This is a genomic window from Bradyrhizobium genosp. A, from assembly GCF_049949275.1.
Lineage (GTDB): Bacteria > Pseudomonadota > Alphaproteobacteria > Rhizobiales > Xanthobacteraceae > Bradyrhizobium.
This window is the reverse complement of record NZ_CP188196.1, coordinates 3,305,815-3,324,197: the sequence shown is the minus strand read 5'-3', so window position 1 is coordinate 3,324,197 and position 18,383 is coordinate 3,305,815. Positions and strand designations below refer to the sequence as shown.

Below are 18,383 nucleotides of genomic sequence, written 5' to 3'. Positions count from 1 at the left end.
TCTGACAACCTATTTGACTGCGCCGGAGGTGAGGCCTGCGATGAGTTGGCGCGAGAGGATAACGTAGATCATGACGACCGGCAGGATCGCCATCGACAGTGCGGCGAGCACGGAATTCCAGTCGGTGATGTACTGGCCGAGAAATTGCTGCACGCCGAGCGTCACCGTATGGGTCGAATCGCTCGAAGTCAGGATCAATGGAAACCAGAGGTCGTTCCAGATCGGCACGATGGTGAAGACAGCAACCGTTGCGATGGCCGGTCGCAGTAACGGGACGACCACTTCGAAGAAGATGCGGGTTTCCGGCACGCCGTCGCAGCGCGCGGCATCGCGCAAGTCCTTGGGAACCTGCTGGATAAATTCGCTCAAAATGAAGATCGACATCGGCAGGCCCTGCGCGACATAGACCAGGACCAAGGCCGTCAGCGTGTCGTTAAGGCCAACGGACCGCATCATGCTCAGGATTGCGACGGAGCCAAGCCGAATCGGCACCATGATCCCGATCGACAGGAACAGCGCCAGCGCCGTCGAGCCGCGGAAGCGGTACTCGGTAAGCGCCCAAGCCGCCATCGCCCCGAACAGCAGGACGAGCGCCATGCTGATGAGGGTCACGATCAGCGAATTCGAATAGTACATGAGGATATGTGAGGAACGAAATACCTTCTCATAGCCGACCAGGCTGAAGGTTGATGCGTCCGGCGGCGCGAGCGGGCTACCGAAGATGGCGCTGCGCACCTTGAACGAATTCATCACGACGAGCAGGATTGGACCTACCGCCAGAAGGCTGTAGGCAATCAGCACGAGATGGACACCGATGCTCCTTGCGCGCTGGTCCGTCGTCATGCCTCCCCCTCAGAAAGCGTAACGGCGGATGCGCCGCTGCACGAGGAAGAGATAGAGGCAGAGGCCGAGAAGGATGATGAAAAACATCACGGTCGCAACCGCGGCGCCCATCGTCGGATTGCCGAGCTGGAGCTGATTGCCGAAGAAAGTGCGGTAGAAAAACGTACCGAGGATGTCTGTGGCGAAATTCGGCCCCGCAAGCGCGCCCTTGACCGAGTAGATCAGATCGAAAGCGTTGAAGTTGGCGACGAAGGTCAAGACCGAGATCAGGCTGATCGTCGGCAGGACGAGCGGAAGCTTGATGTGGAAGAAGATGCGGAACTGTCCGAGCCCATCGACGCGTGCCGCGTCGATCAACTCTTCGGGGATGTTGAGCAGCGCGGCGTAGATCAACATCATCGGGATGCCGACGAATTGCCAGACAGAAATGAGGGCTAGGGTGACGAGCGCGCTCGATTCGAGCCCCAGCCAGGGAGCAAATAGTGAGCCCAATCCGACGGCCTTCAAAGCGCCAGCGGCTACGCCCCACAGGGGCGAAAGGATCAGATTCCAGGAGAAGCCGACAATGACAACCGACAGCATCGTCGGGAGAAACATCACGGTTCGATAAAAGCCCTTAAGCTTCACACCAGGCAGACTGAGCAATCCTGCGAGCGCAATCCCGATCGGATTCTGCATGCACATGTGCACGGCGAAGAATATCAGATTGTTTCCGAAGGCGTTCCAGAACGGCTTCGACCAAAGCGCATCGCCGAGCAGCGTTTCGAAATTGGCGAGGCCGACGAAAGACCGGGCTCCGGACGGATCGCTCGTGTAGGTGGAGAGCGCCATCGTCGCGACGAGCGGATAGATCGAAAACAGGGTGTAGATCGTCACCGCAGGCCCGAGAAAGAACAGCAGAAGGCCCGCGAGTTTTGCGCGAGGCATCTGGACGGTGATGTTCGAGACCGGTTCAGCCATGACGAGGAGAGAGCAACCTATCGTGCGTTATCGTCGCTGTCCGCTTGCGCGCTCGTGCCATCTCTTGGCGGAGCGTGCAGCAACTATCGACCAAGAGCAGTCCCTCTCCCCGCGAAAGCGGAGAGAGGGACCTACATCACTTGGCGGGCTTGTACCACTTGTCGAGGCCATCCTGGACCTGCTTGCCGGCAGCCTCGGGCGTCAGCTTGCCGTTGACCACCTGCGCGGACACGTTCCAGAGCTCGTTTTCGAGATTCGGCGTACCGCGCGACAGGATCTGATACGAATTGCGGATCGTCGACTTGCAGGTCTGCCGCCATCCGACCATCGTCGCAGCGACATCGTCTTCGACCTTCACCGGAGTCTTGGCGAGGGGGAAGAAGCCGGGAAGCGCGTTGGCGTAGATCGTTGCGAATTCCGGTGTCGTCAGCCACTCCAGGAACTTCTTCGCGTCTTCCTTGTTCTTCGACGCCGCGTTGACACCCATCGCGATGTCGGTGTGATCTGAGATATAGCAATCCGTCGTGCCGGCAGGCTGTGGCGGCGGAAACGCACCCATGGCGAATTTCGCCTGGCCCCGGAACGTCGAGATGTCCCACGAGCCAGCCGCATAGATCGCGCCCTTGCCGAGCGAGAACAGGTTCTGACTGTCGGCATAGGTCTGCGCCTGGAAGCCCGATCCGAGATACGGTGCCCAGCTTGCGATCTCCTTGAAGGCCGCGACGTATTGCGGGTCGGTGAGCTTCTCCTTGCCGGCAATCAAATTGGCTCGACCCGTCTCGCCTTTCCAATAGTCGGGACCGACGTTCTGGAAGCCCATGGTCGCGGCCTCCCACTGGTCAGCTGTGCCCATCACCAGCGGGACATAGGTCCCGTCCTTCTTGAATTTCTCAAGCACGGCGTGGAATTCGTCGAGCGTCTTCGGCTCGGATACGCCGACCTTGGCGAAGGCCTCCTTGTTGTAGATGAACCCAGCGATAACGGAGGCGATCGGAACACAGAAGGTGGTCTTGCCATCGTCGGTTTGCCATGCAGCCTTGGCGACATCGGAGAAATTGTCCATGCCCTTGATGCCGTCGACGCTATCGAGCTGATGTTTCTGATAGAGCGCGAGCGAGGCGTCGAACGGACGGCAGGTAATAAGGTCGCCGGCGGTACCGCCATCGAGCCGCGCGTTGAGGGCGGCGTTGTATTCCTTGGGCGCCGAGGGCGCGAATTCGATCTTGATGTCGGGATAGTGCTTGTTGAAGGCGGGAATGATCTTGGAGTTCCAGATGTCGGCGTCGTCATTGCGCCAGCTCTCGATCTTCAATGAGCCTGCCTGGGCCGACGCTAGCCCCGCCAGCAACGCCAACGCGGCAACCTCAGCTCCCAATGCAGCCTTGAATGTCCGTATCATGCTACGCTCCCTTGTTCGGGCCTTCGCCCTTGATTCCGTTGGCCCTTGCGCGGCGCAACGCGTCGTCTATGCGGCCTTCCGCAGCAGCAAGCCAGTTGACGGCTTCGCTCATGCTGGCGATGCCGCAGGCCATCAGCACCGCTGGCTTGACATCGCCGCCGGCCTCACGCAAGGCCGCTGCCGCTTTGGCATCGCTGACGCTCGCGATCGTTGCGACGATCCCGCGCGCCCGCTCGCGCAACTTCGCGTTATCGGCCTTCAGATTGACCATCAGCCCCTGGTGGATGTGACCGAGTTCGAGTCCCATCAATGATGAGAGCATGCCAAGCGCGGCCTTTTGCGCGGCTCCGGCCGCGAGCCGCGTCGAGCCGCGCAGCGCCTCCTCCCCGCTTTCGAGCAGGATCGACGCGTCGGCGCCAATGAGCAACGGCGAGGCCGGATGGTGCGCGATGCCGACCACGAAGGCGCCGCGGCGACGCGCCTCTGCGGCCGCGGCGACGGTGAACGGCGTCGAGCCGCTCGCCGATACAGCGATCACGGCGTCGCGGGAGAGATCGCCAAGCTCGGTCATGGACCGCTCACCGGCTACAGCATCGTCCTCCGCCGCGCTGTCGATGCGAAACGGCTCGGCGGACCCGCCGGGCAAGACAATCGCGATGCGGCTCTGGTCGAGGCCGAACGTACCGGGAAGCTCGGCAGCATCCTCGGCCGCCGCAAGGCCGGAAGACCCCGCACCGGCATAGACCAGACGTCCGCCGGCTCGCCAAATGGCGGCGAGCCGGAGTGCCGCCGTGCGGATGTCCCTGGAGGCAGTCGCGACCGAAGCCATCGCTCGGCGGTAGGAAGCGAGCATCGCGTCCGCAAACATCGCCTCATCGGTCGTCACGACGTCAGTGGTGTCGCCGCACCTCTCTCCGCCCGTCTCCGAGTTTGGCAGTACCGACATCGTGAATACCAATGGTAGATACCTCTTGTATTCGTTTTAGCCTCATGACATACCACTTGTCTAGAGGCGTTAAGATTTTTTTAGGAGGACCCTTGGCGACAGCCCGGTTCTTTCTTGGAGTAGACGGCGGCGCCACCCGTTGCCGCGCGAGGCTGCGGGACTCGTCTGGGCGCGAGCTCGGGCGCGGCCTCGGGCCGGCTTCGAACATCTATCTCGACTTCGACGAGGCGATGCGGGTCGTGCGCGAAACCATCGAATCCGCGATCAGTGCCGGTGCGTCACGGCAGGAGATCGCAGTTGGCCTGAGCCTTGCCGGGCTTTCGGACGACAATGAAGCGGAGCGTGTCTCCGCCGCCCTGCCCGGCTTCGCGCGCATCGTCGCCGTCAACGATGCGGTCGCCGCCTGCGTGGGAGCCAACGGCGTCGGCGACGGTGGCCTGATCATCGCGGGCACGGGCTCGGCGGGCATCGCTCGCGTGGGAGCACGAACGACAATCATCGGCGGACGCGGCTTCTGGCTGGGCGACGACGGATCCGCCGCACGCCTCGGCGAATCGGCATTGCGCGCGACGCTGCGTGCGATCGACGGCCTCGAGCCGATGAGCGGACTTGCCCGGGCGCTCGGGCGACATTTCGATGATGATCCGTTGCGGATGAGCCGCTGGGCAGCGGAGGCCAGACCCAGAGACTACGGCTCCTTCGCGCCCCAAATCCTGGCTGTCGCCAGGTCCGGAGATATGCGCGCGCGCGAAATTGTCGGGGAAGCAGCCAGCGCTATAGCGGCGCTCGCGAACGCGCTGAACGCGCTCGGCGCCGAGCGCATTGCGCTCGCAGGCGGCTTCGGCGAGCCCTTGCGACCCTTCTTGCCGCCTGATGTGGCCGAGCGCCTCGCCCAGCCGCGGCGCGACGCAGTCGACGGCGCGATCCTTCTCGCCGGCGGAACGCTCGCGGAGGACGCGGCATGTCCATGACGGTCGAAACGGCGCCGGGCCAAAAGCTCTATCGTGCCGTGGTCGACGCGCTTCGGCGCGAGATCGAGACCGGACGCTTCGCGGAGACGCAACTGCTTCCGGCCGAGCGCGTGTTGTGCGAGCTGCTCGACATATCGCGCACCACGCTGCGAAAGGCGATCGCTGATCTGATCGCCGAAGGCGTGCTGTTTCACCGCCACGGCGCGGGCACCTTCATCCATCGCGCAACGCCGCGCGTCGAACAGCCCTCGTCGCGTCTGACGAGTTTTACGGAAGACATGCGGCTGCGCGGATTGGAGGCGAGCTCGCGCGAGCTCGAACGCGGCGTATTCCTGCCGACGCCGGAAGAGGCGATGATGCTTGGCGTACGACCGAACGAACGCGTGTTCCGGCTCGGACGCCTGCGGCTCGCCGATGGTTCGCCCATGGCAATCGAACGCGCCGCCGTGCCGATACGCTTTCTTCCTGAACAGGATTCGGTCGGCGGCTCGCTCTACGAGGCACTCTCCGCAAGGGGCTTCAAGCCGGCCCGGGGCCTACAGCGCTTGCGTGCGATCCTCGTCGATCATGCGGATGCTGAACTGCTCGGCGTCGCGCCAGACAGCCCGGCGCTCTACATCCAGCGCATCGCCTACCTCGCCGACGGAGCCTGCGTGGAGTTCACGAAATCCTGGTACCGTGCCGACGCCTATGATTTCGTCTCCGAGCTCACGCTGTCGCCCCCGGCCCGAAAGACACAACGATGACGACACACATGCTTCAGGAGATCGGCGCGGCAGGCGAAGCGGCTGCGCGCCAGCTCGGTCAGAATGCTGAACGGCTCGCGGAACTCGGAGCGCGTCTGCGTGCCCTCGATCCGCCGCTCGTCGCAACCATCGGCCGTGGCTCGTCGGATTGCTGCGCGCTCTATCTGAAATATCTCGTCGAGATTCTTTCCGGGGTGCCTTGTGCCTCCATCGGTCCCTCGATTGCGACGCTTTATCGGACGCCGATGCGGCTCGAGGGTAGCGTTTCCGTCGCGATCTCGCAATCGGGACGCAGCCCGGACATCGTGGAAATGCAGCGTGCCGCACGAGGCGGCGGCGCGCTGGCCCTCGCATTGGTCAATGACGAGGCCTCGCCACTCGCGCAAGAGGCTGAAATCCTGCTGCCGCTCTGCGCCGGCACGGAACGTTCCGTCGCCGCGACCAAATCGATGGTGGCCGGTCTCGTCGCGGGAGCGAGCCTCGTCGCGGCCTGGCGCGAGGACCGGCAGCTCGCAGACGCCCTCGCCGGCCTGCCGGACGTCCTGCGCGCCCAAGCAACGCCGCCACCCGCGGCGATACTGGAGAGACTTGCTAACGCCCGCAGCGCTTTCGTGCTAGGCCGCGGCGTGACGCTTGCGATCGCCGCGGAAGCGGCACTCAAGCTCAAGGAAACGTGCGCGATTCACGCCGAGGCCTACTCCGCGGCCGAAGTGCTGCACGGCCCGGCCGAACTTGTCACTTCGGGCTTCCCCGTCATCGCCTTCCTGCCGTCCGACCCGGCGCGCGAAGGCATGCTGCCGACGCTCACGGCGCTGGCCGAGGCCGGCGCAACGGTGATCGCAATCGAAACAGGCGGTGCCGATGAGTCGGATCGTCTCGCGACAGCAAGAGTCGAGGCGCCCCTGTTGGAGCCTATCGTCATGATCCACCGCTTCTACCGGCTTGCCGAAGCGCTTGCGCTCCGGCTCGGGCGCGATCCCGACCGCCCGCGCAATCTGCGCAAGGTAACGGAGACCGTCTGATGATCGTTCTGTCCGGCGCGCGGATTTTCGATGGCGAGCACTTTCTCGATGACCACGCGGTTGTCGTCGAAGGCGCGCGCATTGCCGCAATCGTTCCCTACTCAGACAGACCCGACGGCGCAGTCCGGGATCTCGGCGGCGGTCTGCTTGCGCCCGGCTATATCGACGTTCAGGTCAATGGCGGCGGCGGCGTCCTGTTCAACGAGGACCCGACGCCCGAAGGCATCGCGCGCATCGCGGCCGCGCATCGCAATCATGGAACCATCGGGCTGCTGCCGACGCTGGTGACCGACGCGCCGCAGGTGACGGCTGCCGCGATCGCTGCGACGCGCGAGGCGCGGCGTCTGACCCCTGCGGCACTCGGCATCCACCTCGAAGGGCCCTTCCTGGATCCGCACCGCAAGGGTGCGCATGAACTCAGCTACATCCGCGAGCTGGAGCGCGATGACGTCACGACAATCGCCAAGGCGAATTGCGGCGCGGTCATGCTGACGCTCGCGCCCAATCGGGTCGGGACCGAGAGCATCGCCGAGCTCGCGCGGCACGGCGTGCTCGTCTCACTGGGCCACTCCGGCGCGAGCTACGATGAGGCGCGCCGGGCCGTGGAAGCAGGCGCGCGCGCGTTCACCCATTTGTTCAACGCGATGAGCGCACCGACGGGGCGCGAGCCGGGCATGGTCGGTGCTGCGCTCGATCTCGACGAGGCGTTCGTCGGCCTCATCGCCGACGGCCATCACGTCCACGAGGCGAATTTGCGCATCGCACTTGCTGCCAAGCGGCGCGATCGTTTCATGCTGATTACCGACGCGATGCCGCCGGCGGCCGGCGGCCCCGATCATTTCGATCTGCAAGGCCGCCGCGTGACGTGCACTGACGGTTGCCTGCGGCTCGACGACGGCACGCTCGCCGGCTCGGTTCTAACCATGGATGAGGCGGTGCGCTATGCCGTCAACGTCGTCAGGCTTCCGCTCGCCGATGCCCTCGCAATGGCATCACGCGTTCCGGCGACGTTTCTCCGGCACGACACTGAACTCGGCCGTATCGCACCAGGCTATCTCGCGAGCCTCGTGCATCTCGACGACGAGCTGCGGGTGCTGGAAACCTGGATCGAGGGCCGGCCCTTCCCCGGCGTTTCCAAGCACGATGCGGTGGCGGACAACACCTGACAAGGACGCGATCGAGCCATGTCCTCGCTCTCCATTTCGCCCCCACAAAATGTGCGCGTTCTCGTGGTTGGCCTCGGCACCATGGGAACCAGCCATGCTCGCGCCTACAGATCGATCGAGGGTTTCGAGCTCGTCGGTCTTTGCACCTCTCGCGCGGCCGATCGCGACGATCTCGAGGCCGAGTTTCCCGCGCTTCCTCGCTTCGAAAACTTCGACGATGCGCTCACGAGTTTGCGTCCCGATGCCGTCGCGATCTGCACCTACACCGAGCATCACGCCGCCATGGCGTTGCAGGCTTTCGCTGCTGGCGCGCATGTCTTCTGCGAAAAGCCGCTGGCCGATACGCTGGATGCCGCGCGACAAGTCGTTAGCGGTGCACACGCGGCCGGAAAGGCGCTGCTGATCGGCTATATCCTGCGCGTACATCCCGCATGGTCGCGGTTCGTCGAAATCGGCCGAACGCTCGGAAAGCCGCTCGTTATGCGCATGAATCTCAACCAACAGTCTGCGGGCTCCTTCTGGGAGGTGCACAAGAGACTCATGCGGTCGACTTCACCGATCGTCGATTGCGGCGTCCATTACGTCGACATCATGTGCCAGGTGACGCGAGCGCGTCCCGTCATGGTCCACGCGGTCGGGGCGCGACTGACGGGCGAGATCGCGCCGGCCATGTACAATTACGGCCATCTTCACATCATGTTCGACGACGGCTCCGTCGGCTGGTACGAGGTCGGCTGGGGTCCGATGATGAGCGAGACCGCTCCTTTCGTGAAGGACATGATCGGCCCAAACGGCAGCGTGTCGATCGTCGCGAAAGAGAGTACCGATACGGGCGCGCGTTCGGCGGAACATGACACGCATACACGGACCAACGCGCTTCGCATCCATCACGCGGCGCGCGACACCGAAAACCGCTTTGCGAAGCCGGACGAGTTGATCTCGACCGCAGATGAACCCGACCATCAGGAGCTCTGCGAGCGCGAGCAGCGGCTGTTTCTGAGTGCGGTCCGTGGCGAGATCGACCTGTCCGAGCATCACGAGGACGCGATCAACTCACTCCGCATCGTCTTTGCCGCCGACGAGAGCGTTCGAACTGGTGAAGTCGTACGCCTGTAGATCAACACTGAATGCGCTGTAGCATCTGCGCTCACGAGGAAATCCTCCACCGCGAGCTGAAATTCTCCCCGACCGCTTGGACCTGACTTGCCGTCAAAAAAGGAACCAGGAGGCTGATTCGCGCCTTGAAGATTCCAGGAGGATCAAGATGGCACGTACAGCATGGAAACGGCCCGGCTCGCCGATCGGCAAGAAGGGGCCTCGCAAAGCAAACCCCTCGTACAAGCGTCGTTCGCGTCAGCCGTGGTCGACGGCGGACGTCAGAAAGCTGCGGCAGCTTGCAAAGGGCAATACGCCCACTGGCGTCATGAGCTCAAGCTTCAGCGCCCGATCGCGGCGATCCGCAGCAAGGCGCATCAAGAGGGGATCTCGCTGAAGCCGATCAACCGCTCGACTTATAATCGGCGCGCGGCCAAGACGCGCGCGGTGAAGCGGCGCTGACCGTCAGAGCCCGGCTTCCCACGCGAGTCCGGGCTCCGGCGCAACGCCGTTTCGGGTCACTCACCACCTCGCCCGGCGCGGGCGAGATCGAGGACAAAGCCGTTCTGGATGCGGCGATCGTCGCCAACGCGCAGGCGGTCGAGCACTACGAAATGTGCCGGTACGGGACGCTGATTGCCTGGGCGGAAGAGCTCGGCCACGACGAGATCGTGCGTCTCCTCACCACCAATCTGAACGAGGAGAAGGCCGCGAACACTAAACTCAATACGGTGGCGCTTCGTAAGGGCGTCAATGCGAAGGCATCGAGCGCGGCCTAGCGATCGTTCCGGTCAGCATCGATCGACGCGCTTCGCTCGACGACGAAGATGCCGCGCACTGCGACGCCAGTCTTGCTCATGGTCGTCACTCTCCCTCCGGCGCGATGACGCCCTTGGAGAATAGGAAGCAGCCATAGAAGCGCCGCTCACCCGTGGCGATCACGCAGTAGGCCGCCTTCGCCTTTTCATAGAAGGCATGGCGCTCGACCCCGACCAGCGGCCAGGAGCGTCCCTCGGCGCGGTCGATCGCGGCCTGCACCTCGCGCTGCACCGGCGGCACCTCCTGGGGCTGGCCAACAATCTCCATGCGGATCGCGGCATCGTCGACGAACGTATCGAGAGGCAGCACCGAGAGGATGGCTTCGATCGCCTTTGCCGTGCTGACGTTGTCGATGCGAAGCAACTCGCCGAACACTGTCTGGCGCGCGATGGAGTCAGCAGGGAAATTGGTATCGCACACCACAAGGCGGTCTCCGTGCCCCATTGCGCGCAAGGCGTAGAGCACGTCGGCATTGAGCAGTGGGTTGATGCCCTTGAGCATGTTGCGCCCCTCCCTTGTCTTCAAAAATCGTCCAAACTCTGATGGTTCGGATGCCAACCAGTATCACCTACGCGCCCCGACCTCTGCGCGCGCCTTTGCGGGCGAAACGCCGGTCATATCACCGATGCGCCGGACGAACTCGTCGCCACGCGCGGACAGATTCTCGGCAAGGTCGTAGAGGATTCGGGGCGATTATGCGTCGTGGCTCGCGCGATCTCAATGGCGAAGACGTGCGCGACGTTGCACTGCGGAACGATTGCAACGCACCATTCAAAATGAGACTGCTCGTTAAGCCGCACACGGCTCCGACGCGTGCGCCGCATCCGAGTTCGGTTAGCCTCTACCTCAAGAACCGTTGATCTTGCAAAAACGTCGCACCGCGCGGCGGATGCGCGAGGATGCGGTGAAAAACAGCGACAAGAACGCCCCAGGGAGGAGAGCAATGTTGAAAGGCAGTCTAGGACTGATCGCGTTGAGCAGCCTGCTATTGTCGGGCACAGCCTTCGCGCAGGAGAAGATCAAGGTCGGCGTCACCGCGACGCTCGAAGGCACCTATACCGTGCTCGGCGAGGACGGCATCCGCGGCTTCCAGACGGCACTCAACGTGCTCGGCAAGAAGGTCGGTGACAAGGAGCTCGAATTCGTCATCGCCTCGACCGACGCGACGCCGGACTCTGCGGTCCGTGCGGTGCGAAAGCTGATCGAGCAGGACAAGGTGCAGATCCTGCTGTCGCCGCTGTCAGGTGACGAGGGCATTGCGGTCAAGAACTTTGCAAAAACCCATCCGGAGCTGACCTTCATCAACGCGGCCTCCGGCGCCCAGGAAACGACCTACGTCGATCCGGCCCCGAACTTCTTCCGCTACAATATGGACGGTGCGCAGTGGCAGGTCGGCCTCGGCAAATACGCCTATGATGAGAAGAAGTATCGCCAGATCGCGACCGTCGGCGAGGACTATTCCTTCATCTACACCCAGGTGTTCGGCCTCGTGCTCGAATTCTGCGGCGCCGGCGGACAGGTCACCAACCGGCAATGGGTGCCGCTCGGCACCAAGGATTTTGCCTCGGTCATCGCCGCCCTGCCCGACGATGTCGATGCGATCTATCTCGGTCTCGGCGGTGCGGACGCGGTCAACTTCCTCAACCAGTATCAGCAGGCGGGTGGCAAGGCGCATCTGATGGGCGGGTCGATCATGATCGACCAGACCATCCTGTCGTCCAAGGGCAACGCCAAGAACGCGCTGGTCGGCACGCTGGCCGCGAGCGGCCAGGCCGACACCTGGGAGGATCCGGGTTGGCAGAAGTTCGTGAAGGACTATCAGGACGCCTTCCCGCCGAACAAGCGCTTCCCGAGCCCGTCGCTGCTCGCGACCAACTATTACGGCTCGACCATGGCGCTGATCCTGGCGCTGCGTCGGGTCAATGGCGATCTCTCCAACAACCAGGCGAAGTACAAGGAAGCCCTCGCCAAGATCGAGCTCGACGCGCCCAACGGCAAGATCAAGCTCGACGCCAACCGCCAGGCGATCGGGACCAACTTCGTCACCGAAGTCGTCGACGACGGCAAGGGCGCGCTGTTCTCGAAGGTCGTGAAGGTGATCCCGAACGTCAACCAGACACTGGGCTACGATCCCGCCGTGTTCGCCAAGATCGGTTTGCCAAGCCGTACAATACCGGAATGTAAGAAGTACTGACGTAGTCGCGTTCGCGACGCCATGACTGACCGGGGAGAGATTTGCAAAGAGCGCGACACGTGCGCCCTTGCATTCTCTCCCCGGTTGTTGAACGCTATCAAAAAAAGACAAGAGCTTCTGGGAGGGAAGGCATGAGCCGGGCGCTCGCCGTCTTCCACGGCCGCTTTGGCCGGGCGACGGTCTATCAACTGAATCGCCCCTTCAACATCCACGCGCATCGCGAAGGTCATTTGATCTTCCATGTCGGGGGACGTTCCGCATGCATCGATGTCAACGACGGACGTTACGAGCTCACCGAAGGTTCCGTGGTCGCAGTCAATCCATGGGAGCCGCATAACTTCCTCCCGGCCGATCTCGACGGCGGCGCCGTCTTCTTTGTGCTCTATGTCAACGCGGAGTGGTTCGCGCCCGACGCGCCCGGTGCCGACCGCCTGCGCTTTGGCCGGACCCAATTCGCGCGGTCGGTCGCGCTGGACAAGCATATCAGGCACGCGGCCGCCCTTGTGTGCGGCGCACCCTCGCTGAATACCCTCGATGGCGAGCTGAGACGTCTGATCGACATCTGCTACGACGAAAGCTGGCAGCAGGCCGAGCTCACGCGGGATCCACGCGCGAACGGCTCCGTTACCGATTTTCGCGTGCGCAAATGCATCAAGATGATGTCGGAGAGCCCCGGCGCAGAGATCGAGCTCGACACCATCGCGCGCGAATCCGGCCTGTCGCGGCCGCACTTCTACCGGCTGTTCCGCACCCAGACCGGCGTCACCCCTCACCTCTATCTCAACACGCTGATGATGGAGCAGGCGCTGGAGGCGCTGGTGGAGAGCGAGGCTCCGATCGCCGATATCGGCTTCGATCTCGGCTTCTCCTCGCAGAGCGGTTTCACCCGTTTCTTCGCCGCCAATGTCGGGATGGCGCCGACCGATTATCGCCGTGCGGCCAAGGTTTTGCGCGGCTGACGAGCGCGCGAAAAGATACTCACGATCAAATGCGCTCCCGTGCATCCCATTAGGATGTGCGGAACGCGATCCCGACAAGAGGATCGCGATCGATAGGGAGCGTACGTTCATGGCAGGGCCTGCGGCCGGTAACGGTCTGCGTGCGACCTCGCCCCGCAGATGGGACGAGGTGAACCCATGACCCGCTTTGTCGAGCGCCATCCCGCCTGGGCGTTGATCGTCATCGTCGCGGTTGCAGTGGCGCTGTGGCTGATCTTCGCGGTGTGGCCACCAGGGCTTGAAGAGGCGATCGGCCGCAAGCGTGTGTTCCTCAACGCACTGTTCAACGGCATCACGCTCGGCGGTCTCTATTTCCTCGTCGCCAGCGGCTTCACGCTGATCTTCGGCCTGATGCGCAATGTCAATCTCGCGCACGGCTCGCTCTATCTGTTCGGCGGCTATGTCGGCTACGCCATCAGCGCTTCGACCGGGTCATGGATCCTCTCCTTCATCGCCGCCTTCATCCTGACGGCGCTGGTCGGCGTCCTGCTTCAGGTGCTCGTGTTCCGCCGCATGGAGGGCCAGGATCTGCGCCAGACCATGGTGACGATCGGGCTTTCGATCGTGTTCGCCGATCTCATGCTGTGGGCCTGCGGCGGTGACTTCTACCAGATCCAGACCCCGAACTGGCTGATCGGTCCGATCGAGCTGCCGCTGATCACCGCGGTGAAATCCTCGGGCGAACCGGTCTACCTGCGCTATCCGTTGGTCCGGCTTGTGATCTTCCTGGCCTCCGTGATCATCGGCATCGCGATGTGGCTCGCGCTCAACCGCACCCGGATCGGCATGATCATCCGTGCCGGCGTCGACGATCGCGACATTCTCGCTGCGACCGGCGTGCGTATCCAGATCGTCTTCGTGCTGGTCTTCGCGCTCGGCGCCGGCCTCGCCGGTATCGCGGGCGTCGTGGGCGGCACCTTCCAGTCACTCTCGCCCGGCGAGGACATCCGTTTCCTGCTCGCATCCCTCGTGGTCGTGATCGTCGGCGGCATGGGCTCGATACCAGGTGCCGCGCTCGGCGCGCTGATCATCGGCCTCGCCGAGCAACTCGGCTCGGTCTATATCCCGACCTACGCCATCGTCGTGACGTTCCTGATCATGGTATTGGTACTGGCGCTTCGGCCGCAGGGCCTGCTGGCGAGGCGCTGACATGTCCGTCACCCACGATGCCCGCATTCAGGTTCACAAGCCCGCCGCCACGGTACAGCGGCCGGCCGTGCGCGGCTGGCCCGACGTCAACAATCCCGCGACCTGGGTCGTGGCGGCCATCCTCCTGATCATGCCGCTGATCGCCAACGGCTTCTTCCTGATCGAGATTTTTGCGACCACGCTGATCCTCGGCACCATCGCGCTCAGCTTGATGTTCCTGGCCGGTTATGGCGGCATGGTCAGCCTGATGCAGCTCACCATCGCGGGCTTTGCAGCCTACATGGTCGCCGTGTTCGGCATCAGCGGCAACGCCAACATCAGCCTGGGCTGGCCGTGGTGGCTGGCGGTGCCGATGGCGTTGATGCTCGCGACCATCTTCGGCACGCTCGGCGGCGCGCTCGCGGTGCGGACCGAGGGCATCTACACCATCATGATCACGCTCGCGATCGGCGCGGCCTTCTATTACTTCACCAACCAGAACTGGGCGATCTTCAACGGCCACACCGGCATCAACAATGTCGGAACGCCGCATTTCTGGGGCGTCGACTGGCGCTGGGATATTCCCTTCTATTACATTGTGCTCGCGGTCGCCGCGATCTGCTACTTCGCCGTCGACTACATCTCGCGCGCGCCGTTCGGCCTGGCGCTGCAGGGCGTGCGCGACAATCCGCGCCGCATGGCCGCGCTCGGCTTCAATGTCAATGCGCACCGCGTCGCGGCCTATGCGGTGGCGTCCTTCATCGCAGGCCTCGCCGGCGTGCTCCAGGTCTGGAACTACCGCCAGATCTCGCCGGGCTCGGTCAGCGTCGGCGCCTGCATCGACATTCTCATCATCGCCGTCGTCGGCGGCATTACTCGCCCGGTCGGTCCCTATATCGGCGCACTCGTCTTCGTCCTCCTGCGCACGTTTGCGCTCGACTTCCTGGTCAAGATCGGGCTCGACGGCAACCGTTTCCGGCTGCTGATTGGCCTCGGCTTCCTTGCCATCGTTTTCTGGTCGTCAGATGGCGTGATCGGCCTGTGGCAGCGCTGGCGCCAGAACCAACGTCACCCGTCAGATCGCCCGGGCGGAGGGCGCGGCCATGGATAGCGTCGCCCAGCGCCTCTCCGCCGTCGGTGCCGGTGCAGCCCTCGAGTTGCGCGGCGTCACCCGGCTGTTCGGTGCGCTGGCAGCTCTCATCGACGTCACTATCACCGTGCGTCCCGGCGAGCGGCGCGCCGTGCTCGGCTCGAACGGCGCCGGCAAGACCACGCTGTTCAACTGCATCACCGGAGACTTCCCGCCGACATCGGGCACGATCCGCTTCTTCGGTGAGGACGTTACGCACTTCCCGCCCTATGAGCGCATCCGCCGTGGGCTGAGGCGGACCTATCAGATCTCCGCGCTATTCCCCGGCCTCACCGTCCAGGACAATGTCTACCTCGCCTGCTGTGGCGTCTCGCGCGGACGCTTCTCGTTCCTGCGTCCCGGCCAGAACGATGCGCTGATGCATGCCGCCGACGCTCTCGTGCAAGCCGTGCACCTCACCGCTGTGAAGGATAAGCGCGTCGCCGAGCTCGCACACGGTCAGCAGCGCCAGCTCGAGATCGCGCTGGCGCTCGCTGGCGCCCCGCGCTTCGTGCTGTTCGACGAGCCGGCCGCCGGCCTCTCGCCGACCGAGCGAGCCGAGCTGGTCGAGATCCTGACATCGTTGCCCGCGCATATCGGCTACATCATCATTGAGCATGACATGGACGTGGCGCTGCGCGTCGTCGAGAGCGTCACGATGATGCACAACGGACGAATCTTCAAGGAGGGCGTGCCGGAGGAGATCCAGTCCGACCCCGAAGTGCAGGAGCTTTATCTCGGAGCAGGCCATGAGTGACACCCGCCGCTCCGCCGCAGCGCTCGAGGTCCGCGGCCTTGACGTCTATTACGGCCATTCGCATGCCCTGCAAGGCGTCGACCTCTCGCTCGATACCGGCGTGTTCTCCGTGGTCGGCCGCAACGGCATGGGCAAGACGACGCTGTGCAAGGCGATCATGGGCCTGGTACCGGTTAGCGGCGGCTCGATCCGAGTCCGCGGCGAGGACATCACACGGCGGCCGCCCGCGCATATTGCGCGGCTCGGCATCGGCTATGTGCCGCAGGGCCGGCGGCTCTGGCGCTCGCTCAGCGTCGACGAGCATCTGCGGCTCGCCGGCGGTATGCGGTCCGGTGCCTGGACGGTCGATCGCATCTACGACACCTTTCCGCGGCTGGCCGAACGCAAGGACCATGGCGGCGGCCAGCTCTCCGGAGGCGAGCAGCAGATGCTCGCCATCTCGCGTGCGCTGCTGACCAATCCGCAGCTGCTGATCATGGACGAGCCGACCGAGGGGCTTGCGCCCGTCATCGTCGCCCAGGTCGAGGAAATGCTGCTGCAGCTCGGCGAAGACGGCGACATGTCCGTGCTCCTAATCGAGCAGAACATCGGCGTCGCCACCGCGATCTCGCGCAATGTCGCAATCATGGTCAATGGCCGCATCAACCGCATCATCGACTCTGGTCGGCTGTCCGCCGACCGCGAGCTGCAGCAGCGCCTGCTCGGCGTCGGACTGCACGCCGAGCTTACGCCAGATATCGATGTGCCCGCGGCCGGTGGTGACGTCAGGCCGACCCCACAGGCCGCACGCACCAGCGGGCCGGTCCGCATCTACGTCTCCAACCCCGTCCCGCCGACGCGCTGGTCGCAACCGGTTCCGATCGGACGCATCGAGGCGGCGGCGCGGACGCTGTCGACCCAGGTCGCACGCCTCGACGAAACCGCACGACGCAGGCGCGAGCCTGTCACCGCGCAGGCCTCCGGGCCGCCCGTGGTCCTGGTCGTCGGCACGCTCGACACCAAGGGGACGGAGCTCCGCTTCATTCGCGACATCATCGCCGAGAGCGGGCTGCGCACGCGGCTGGTCGACGTCTCCACAAGCGGCAAGCATGCGACCTGCGATGTCTCGGCGCAGGAAATCGCGCTGAACCACGGTCGCGGCGGCCCGGCCGTGTTCGGCCCGGACCGCGGTGCTGCAGTCACCGCGATGGCCGACGCGTTCGCCAATTGGATCAAGCGGCAGGGCAATATTGCCGGCGTGATTTCCGCCGGTGGCTCGGGTGCGGCCTCACTGGTCGCGCCGGGAATGCGTACCCTCCCCGTCGGGGTGCCAAAGCTGATCATCTCCTCGATCGCCTCTGGCGACGTCTCGCCTTATGTGGGTCCCGCCGACATCACCATGATGTACTCGGTCACCGACGTGCAGGGTCTCAACTCGATCTCGCGCGCGGTGCTGTCGAACGGCGCTAACGCGATCGCCGGCATGGTCAAGGGGCGGCTTGATCAGCGCGATTCGAAAGAGCGGGCGGCGAGTGCCGGGCTGCCGTCGGTCGGCATCACCATGTTCGGCGTCACCACACCGGCGGTGCAGAAGATAGCGGCCGATCTGCGCGATGATTTCGAATGTCTCGTTTTCCACGCCACCGGCGTCGGCGGCCGCTCGATGGAGAAGCTGGTGGACTCCGGCCAGCTCGCCGGCGTGATCGATCTCACCACCACCGAGATCTGCGATTTCCTGATGGGCGGCGTATTTCCGGCGACGGAGGATCGCTTCGGCGCGATCATCCGCGCCCGCCTGCCCTATATCGGCTCGGTCGGCGCGCTCGACATGGTCAATTTCGGCGCGCCCGACACCATCCCCGAGCGCTATCGCGGCCGCAAATTCCACGTTCATAATCCGCAGGTGACGCTGATGCGGACGACAGTGGAGGAGAACGAGCGCATGGGCCGCTGGATCGGTGAGCGGCTCAACCAGATGGACGGGCCGGTGCGCTTTTTCCTGCCCGAGGGCGGCGTCTCCGCGCTCGATGCCCGCGGCCAGCCGTTCTGGGATCCCGAGGCCGACGCCGCCTTGTTCGGCACCCTGGAGCGCACGGTGCGTTCGACAGGCAACCGCCAGCTGATCCGCGTCAAGCAAAACATCAACGATCCCGAGTTCGCCTCGACCATTACAGCTGCGTTCCGAACGCTGTTCGGCCGCGCCGGGGCGCGCCGGAGACTAGCGAGGTGAC

General features: G+C 64.1%; 17 protein-coding genes and 1 pseudogene. 13 read left to right on the top strand and 5 right to left on the bottom strand.

The window, feature by feature from the left end; translation table 11 throughout:
- Positions 1-9 precede the first annotated feature (9 nt).
- The 4 genes from ACP2YP_RS15310 to ACP2YP_RS15295 all read right to left on the bottom strand — a co-directional run bounded on the left by ACP2YP_RS15310 (position 10) and on the right by ACP2YP_RS15295 (position 4,148).
- Positions 10-843: a carbohydrate ABC transporter permease gene (locus tag ACP2YP_RS15310; protein ID WP_426425087.1), complete on the bottom strand. Its 834-nt coding sequence runs from the start codon at positions 841-843 to the stop codon at positions 10-12.
- Positions 844-852: 9 nt separating this feature from the next.
- Positions 853-1,803, bottom strand: coding sequence for a carbohydrate ABC transporter permease (locus ACP2YP_RS15305; protein ID WP_426425086.1), 951 nt, complete (start codon positions 1,801-1,803; stop codon positions 853-855).
- A 136-nt stretch (positions 1,804-1,939) separates the two neighbouring features.
- Positions 1,940-3,202, bottom strand: a complete 1,263-nt coding sequence (locus tag ACP2YP_RS15300; RefSeq protein ID WP_426425085.1) for an extracellular solute-binding protein — start codon at positions 3,200-3,202, stop codon at positions 1,940-1,942.
- A gap of 1 nt (position 3,203) precedes the next feature.
- Positions 3,204-4,148: an N-acetylmuramic acid 6-phosphate etherase gene (locus ACP2YP_RS15295; RefSeq protein WP_426425083.1), complete on the bottom strand. Its 945-nt coding sequence runs from the start codon at positions 4,146-4,148 to the stop codon at positions 3,204-3,206.
- A 92-nt stretch (positions 4,149-4,240) separates the two neighbouring features.
- Between ACP2YP_RS15295 and ACP2YP_RS15290 the strand changes: the two genes are divergently transcribed.
- The 7 genes and pseudogenes from ACP2YP_RS15290 to ACP2YP_RS15260 all read left to right on the top strand — a co-directional run.
- Complete coding sequence (locus ACP2YP_RS15290; protein ID WP_426425082.1) at positions 4,241-5,119, top strand: BadF/BadG/BcrA/BcrD ATPase family protein; 879 nt, start codon at positions 4,241-4,243, stop codon at positions 5,117-5,119.
- On the top strand, positions 5,110-5,865 hold the full coding sequence (locus ACP2YP_RS15285) for a GntR family transcriptional regulator (RefSeq protein ID WP_426425081.1): 756 nt from the start codon (positions 5,110-5,112) through the stop codon (positions 5,863-5,865). Before ACP2YP_RS15290 ends, ACP2YP_RS15285 begins: the two co-directional genes overlap by 10 nt.
- Complete coding sequence (locus tag ACP2YP_RS15280; protein WP_426425080.1) at positions 5,862-6,887, top strand: SIS domain-containing protein; 1,026 nt, start codon at positions 5,862-5,864, stop codon at positions 6,885-6,887. Before ACP2YP_RS15285 ends, ACP2YP_RS15280 begins: the two co-directional genes overlap by 4 nt.
- Entirely contained in the window at positions 6,887-8,053 is a 1,167-nt protein-coding gene (gene nagA, locus ACP2YP_RS15275) for an N-acetylglucosamine-6-phosphate deacetylase (protein WP_426425079.1), read from the top strand. The genes ACP2YP_RS15280 and nagA overlap by 1 nt, the downstream gene beginning before the upstream one ends.
- Before the next feature lie 18 nt (positions 8,054-8,071).
- Positions 8,072-9,169, top strand: coding sequence for a Gfo/Idh/MocA family protein (locus tag ACP2YP_RS15270; protein ID WP_426425078.1), 1,098 nt, complete (start codon positions 8,072-8,074; stop codon positions 9,167-9,169).
- Positions 9,170-9,331: 162 nt separating this feature from the next.
- Entirely contained in the window at positions 9,332-9,610 is a 279-nt protein-coding gene (locus ACP2YP_RS15265; protein WP_426425077.1) for a hypothetical protein, read from the top strand.
- A gap of 77 nt (positions 9,611-9,687) precedes the next feature.
- Positions 9,688-9,927 (top strand): annotated as a pseudogene (locus tag ACP2YP_RS15260) (ferritin-like domain-containing protein); the annotation flags it as partial.
- An 85-nt stretch (positions 9,928-10,012) separates the two neighbouring features.
- Here ACP2YP_RS15260 and ACP2YP_RS15255 read toward each other — a convergent pair.
- The gene (locus ACP2YP_RS15255) at positions 10,013-10,468 is read right to left on the bottom strand and encodes an RbsD/FucU family protein (protein ID WP_426425076.1); all 456 of its coding nucleotides are present in this window, start codon (positions 10,466-10,468) and stop codon (positions 10,013-10,015) included.
- Between the two features lie 442 nt (positions 10,469-10,910).
- Between ACP2YP_RS15255 and ACP2YP_RS15250 the strand changes: the two genes are divergently transcribed.
- The 6 genes from ACP2YP_RS15250 (at position 10,911) to ACP2YP_RS15225 (ending at position 18,382) form a co-directional block, all read left to right on the top strand.
- Complete coding sequence (locus ACP2YP_RS15250; RefSeq protein ID WP_426425075.1) at positions 10,911-12,161, top strand: ABC transporter substrate-binding protein; 1,251 nt, start codon at positions 10,911-10,913, stop codon at positions 12,159-12,161.
- 131 nt (positions 12,162-12,292) lie between these two features.
- A complete protein-coding gene (locus ACP2YP_RS15245; protein WP_426425073.1) occupies positions 12,293-13,120 on the top strand; it encodes an AraC family transcriptional regulator in 828 nt (275 codons plus the stop codon).
- A 177-nt stretch (positions 13,121-13,297) separates the two neighbouring features.
- Positions 13,298-14,308 carry a branched-chain amino acid ABC transporter permease gene (locus tag ACP2YP_RS15240; protein ID WP_426425071.1) on the top strand — a complete coding sequence of 337 codons (1,011 nt, stop codon included), beginning with the start codon at positions 13,298-13,300 and terminating at the stop codon, positions 14,306-14,308.
- Between the two features lies 1 nt (position 14,309).
- A complete protein-coding gene (locus ACP2YP_RS15235; RefSeq protein WP_426425070.1) occupies positions 14,310-15,398 on the top strand; it encodes a branched-chain amino acid ABC transporter permease in 1,089 nt (362 codons plus the stop codon).
- On the top strand, positions 15,391-16,173 hold the full coding sequence (locus tag ACP2YP_RS15230) for an ABC transporter ATP-binding protein (RefSeq protein WP_426425068.1): 783 nt from the start codon (positions 15,391-15,393) through the stop codon (positions 16,171-16,173). The genes ACP2YP_RS15235 and ACP2YP_RS15230 overlap by 8 nt, the downstream gene beginning before the upstream one ends.
- Positions 16,166-18,382 (top strand): ABC transporter permease, encoded by a 2,217-nt coding sequence (locus ACP2YP_RS15225; RefSeq protein WP_426425067.1) that lies wholly within the window; start codon positions 16,166-16,168, stop codon positions 18,380-18,382. Before ACP2YP_RS15230 ends, ACP2YP_RS15225 begins: the two co-directional genes overlap by 8 nt.
- Position 18,383 lies beyond the last annotated feature (1 nt).